This window comes from Paraburkholderia atlantica (genome assembly GCF_009362785.1).
Lineage (GTDB): Bacteria > Pseudomonadota > Gammaproteobacteria > Burkholderiales > Burkholderiaceae > Paraburkholderia > Paraburkholderia atlantica.
Genome location: NZ_WHNQ01000120.1, coordinates 1 through 4685 on the forward strand (window position 1 = coordinate 1; position 4685 = coordinate 4685).

2 protein-coding genes and 1 pseudogene are annotated in these 4685 nt (G+C 61.0%); 1 reads left to right on the forward strand and 2 read right to left on the reverse strand.

Annotated elements, in window-relative coordinates; translation table 11 throughout:
- Positions 1-6 precede the first annotated feature (6 nt).
- Positions 7-3156 (forward strand): annotated as a pseudogene (locus tag GCT19_RS40885) (non-ribosomal peptide synthetase); the annotation flags it as partial.
- A 136-nt stretch (positions 3157-3292) separates the two neighbouring features.
- On the opposite strand, the gene GCT19_RS40890 reads toward GCT19_RS40885, so the two are convergent.
- Both GCT19_RS40890 and GCT19_RS40895 read right to left on the reverse strand, forming a co-directional pair.
- Entirely contained in the window at positions 3293-4267 is a 975-nt protein-coding gene (locus tag GCT19_RS40890; protein ID WP_018435787.1) for an IS5 family transposase, read from the reverse strand.
- A 214-nt stretch (positions 4268-4481) separates the two neighbouring features.
- Positions 4482-4685, reverse strand: a 204-nt coding sequence (locus tag GCT19_RS40895) for an ATP-binding protein (RefSeq protein WP_193727503.1), incomplete at its 5' end; no start/stop codon positions are given.

Below are 4685 nucleotides of genomic sequence, written 5' to 3' on the forward strand. Positions count from 1 at the left end.
CGCCGGGAGATCGAAGAGTTGATCGGCTTCTTCGTCAACACCTTGGCGCTCCGGGTGGACCTGTCGGGCGAGCCAAGCGTGTCGGAGCTTCTGGAGCGGACGCGGCGCACGACGCTGGCTGCGCAGGAGCATCAGGACCTGCCGTTCGAGCAGGTGGTGGAGATCGTGCGGCCGCCCCGGGCGCTTGACCACACGCCATTGTTCCAGGTGATGTTGGCTTGGGAGAACCACGCAGGTCCGTCGTTCGACCTTCCCGGGCTGAGTGTGGAGGCTGCCGACGGGCTCGATCAGGTCAAGTTCGATCTGGAGCTGAGCCTTAGCGAGCATGGCGAGGAGATCGCTGGAACACTGAACTATGCCACGGCACTTTTTGATCAGGCGACGATCGAGCGGCAGCGTGGTTATCTGCTGGCGCTGCTGCGGGCGATGGTTGCGGACGCGGGGCAGCCGGTGGAGCGCATCGACATCCTGCCGGCGGCGGAGCGCCGGTATCTGCTGGAGGAGCTGAACCGCACGGAAGCGGCGTATCCGTCGGAGCGGTGCATCCATCAGCTGTTCGAGGCGCAGGTGCGGCGGGCACCGGAGGCGGTGGCGCTGGTGCATGAGAACGAGAGACTGAGCTATGGGGAGCTCAACGCGCGGGCCAACCGGCTGGCCCATCATCTGGTCGCACTCGGAGTCAGGCCGGACCAGCCGGTGGGGATCTGCGTGGAGCGCAGCGCGGCGATGGTGGTGGGGCTCTTGGCGATCCTCAAGGCGGGGGGCGCGTATCTGCCACTGGATCCGGCCTATCCGTCTCAGCGGCTGCGCCAGGTGCTGGGCGATGCCGCTCCGCAGCTGCTGCTTTGCGATGTGGCCGGCCGCGCCGCACTTGGCCCCGAGGTGCTGACTGATGTGATAGCGGTCGATCTGGAGACGGCCACGCCGGAGTGGGCGAACCTGCCGTTCTCCGATCCGGACCCGCGTGCGCTCGGCCTGACCTCGCGCCATCTCGCCTATGTGATCTACACCTCCGGATCCACCGGCACGCCCAAGGGGGCACAGAATGAGCATCGGGCTATCGTTAATCGCCTGATCTGGATGCAAAAGGCCTATGCACTCAATACGGCTGACGTCGTCTTGCAGAAGACCCCGTTTAGCTTCGATGTCTCTGCCTGGGAATTCTTCTGGACCTTGCTTGAAGGGGCAACCCTGATGCTGGCGCCTCCGGATGCGCACAGAGATCCCGCTGCATTGATTGACTTGATCATCGGCGAGCGCATCACGACGGTTCACTTCGTGCCATCCATGCTGGTCAGTTTTATGGATGCGAAGAGTGTTGACCACTGCACGTCGCTGCGGCGTGTTTTATGCAGCGGCGAGGCGCTTCCTGCCGCCAGTGTGCATAAGGTTCGGCGCCTCTTGCCTTGGACGGGCCTGCACAATCTGTACGGTCCGACCGAAGCTGCGATCGACGTGACAGCGTGGAGTTGTCCGGATGAGTTTGATGGCGCCATTGTCCCGATCGGCCGTCCGATCGCGAACACGCGGGTGTATCTGCTTGACGGACACGGTGCGCCGGTTCCGTTTGGCGCGGTCGGGGAGCTCTACGTCGGCGGGGCGGGGGTGGCGCGAGGCTATCTGAACCGGCCCGAGCTGACCGCGGAGCGGTTCATCGCCAGTCCCTTTGTCGAGGGCGACCGGCTGTACCGCACTGGCGATCTGGCGCGCTATCTGCCGGACGGCAATCTTGAGTTTTTGGGCCGCAACGATGACCAGGTGAAGATCCGCGGCTTCCGCATCGAGCCGGGGGAGATTGCGGCGCGGCTCATCGAGCATGCCTGGGTGCGCGATGCGGTGGTGGTGGCGCAGCAGGCCGGTGCCGGCGAGAAGCGGCTGGTGGCCTATGTGGTGTGTGCGCCTGAAGCAGCTTCGAACGGGTTGGATGGAAGCGAACTTGCCGGCGCCTTGCGCGCACACATAAGTGCGCAGCTACCAGACTACATGGTGCCATCGGCGTTCGTGCGGCTGGCGGCGCTGCCGCTGACGGTGAATGGCAAGCTCGATCGCACGGCGCTGCCGGCGCCGGACGATGAGGCGTATGCGCATCGCGCCTATGCGCCGCCACAGGGCGAGATGGAGACGGTGCTGGCGCAGATCTGGGCCGAGCTTCTCGGTGTGGAGCGGGTCGGACGCCACGACCACTTCTTTGCGCTCGGCGGGCACTCGCTCTTGGCGGTGCAGCTGATCAGTCGAGCACAAAAAGCTGGGCTGACGTTTAGCGCTGCCGACCTCTTCCAAGCCTCTGTTCTGAGGGAGCTCGCATCGAAGATTCATTTGAAGCGACAGCCCAGCAGTCCGCAAGTGATTTCCGTTCTGGAAACGGGATCACAGCCACCTCTCTTCTTTGTTCCCACAGGATTGGGCGATTGTTCCTATGTCCTCCCCCTTGTGAAGGAAATGGACGTCGACTGTCCGGTCTGTGCTTTGCCATGGCCGCATTTCGACGACGAACGTCCGCTAACTCTTGAGGCAATAGCGGCGGAAGTAATGCTAGCAGTTAGAGAGATCCAGCCACATGGACCGTATCGCTTTGCTGGATACTCATCAGGGGCAATCTTGGCTTACGCGATTGCGCAGCACTTAGTGAATCTGAATGAAGCTGTGTCATTCATGGCCTTCATGGATGCTGCGTTACCTGCAAATCGACGAAGCTTATCGCCGACCCAAATGGCACGGGAAGTGCTGCTGGATTCTATGGAATTCTTGGAAGATGACAGCTTCCAGGTCTTAGAACGATTTGCTGCAAACAGCTCGATTGGCCAACTGATTCAAAAGGCGCAGCAAATTGGGGCGATACCCCAGGACCGTGATCTAGAAAGCCTTCTTCTGACGTATGAAAAGGCCGCGCAGTTTCAAAGGGCACTGGACTTGTATGAAGCTCCATCTCTTGGAATCGAGATCAACCAGTTTTATGTCAACGGACCTGTCCGCAGCCGTCGTGCACGAGGTTCAATAGGTCAGGAAGCAAGTTCGCCGTTGCGGGGGTGGGACAGGGTTTTGCGTGCTGAAGCCATTCACGCCGTGTCCGTTCCGGGTGACCACATGACGATGATGAACACCCCAGAAAACCGCCGAGTTCTGGCTCGATGCCTTTCGATGGCGTTGTCACGTTAAGGCTACGCTGAACAAGCAGCTGAATTTGCGACGTGTCGGCGATGTAGAGGTGTTCAGGTCGTGAAGCCGACCGTCATCCTTTGGTTTTTGGCCCTTGCGGGCATTGCACGCGGGCGTTTTGCCCGCTTTTTGCCCATTACGGGCGCACCTGTGTCATCAATCGCGTGCGCGACAGGTAGACGTTGGCGAGCGCCAAAGCTACAAAGGCCCGATTCGCATTCTTCGCCAACCCGCGGTAGCGCACCTTCGTGAAGCCCCACAGTCGTTTGACCACCGCGAAGACATGCTCTACGCGTGCGCGGATCCTCGACTTGTTGCGGTTCTTGCCGCGCTGCACCTCATCGACTTCACCCGCGCGGCGGGTGCGCTGATTCGTGAAGTCGCGCGCCTTCGGCGCTTTGCTGTGGATCAGCGCCTTCTGGCTGGCGTATGCGCTGTCACCGTAGACCCGCCGCTCCTGACCGTGCGGCAATTGCGGCAGCGGATGCTTGTCATGCACGTTCGCTGGCGTGAGCACTGCGCTGTGCGCCAGGCCACTCTGGCTGTCCACGCCGATATGCAGCTTCGCGCCGAAGTACCATTGCTTGCCTTTGCGCGTCTGATGCATTTCCGGGTCGCGCGACTTCTGCTCATTCTTCGTTGAGCTCGGCGCACCGATGATCGTGGCATCCACGATCGTGCCGCTCTTGACTTTCATGCCGCTGGACTGAAGCACCCGGCCGACTTCGGCAAACAGCTTCTCGCCCAGTTTGTGGGTTTCGAGAAGACGACGAAATTTGAGCAGCGTGGTGGCGTCTGGTACCGCCTCGCGGCCCAGATCAATTCCCGCAAAGCGACGCAGGCTGGCGCTATCGTAAAGCGCCTCTTCACAGGCGAAATCGGCCAGATTGAACCAGTGCTGGATGAAATGGATGCGCAGCATGCGCTCCAGGCCAATCGGCGGGCGGCCATTGCCGCGCTTCGGGTAATGCGGCTCGACCACCGCGCACAACTCCGCCCACGGCGTAATTGCATTCATCGTATCGAGAAACTCATCGCGCCGCGTCCGTTTGCGGTGCCTCTCGAAACCCGCACCTTCGTCAGCTTCCATCGCCAGCGTCTGCTGCTTCATCCTGTTCTGCCTTCCTTATCCACTCCGCTCTATAACGCTCCGAGTAGCTATGCGGTGGACTTGATCAGCAATGCCTTAAGGTATACGAGACGCAAGAGCGCACAGGAGGTAGATTTGCTCAGTGCGTATTTCGGCGAAGGTGACCGCCAATTTCGGGAACGTGACCGATTCGGCGGGGTTGGGCGTTGCGCGGTGTCGATTGTAGATTTCCTTGTTAGTTCTGGTCGAGTTCGGGCTCCAGGACGCTGGGTTTTGGGGATGCCTTTCTGAGGGAACCACCGGTAAGCGTGATCCGATGATGACGCTGCATGAGGCGGTCGAGCATTGCGTCGGCGATGGTCTCGTCGCCGATCCATCCATGCCAGTGCTCAATCGGTAACTGGCTGGTGACGATGGTCGCCTTTCCCGCCGAGCGGTC

Bases quoted from the DNA above. Each gene is read 5' to 3' on its own strand.
- GCT19_RS40890 (WP_018435787.1), bottom strand. From the start codon at position 4,267: ATGAAGCAGCAGACGCTGGCGATGGAAGCTGACGAAGGTGCGGGTTTC.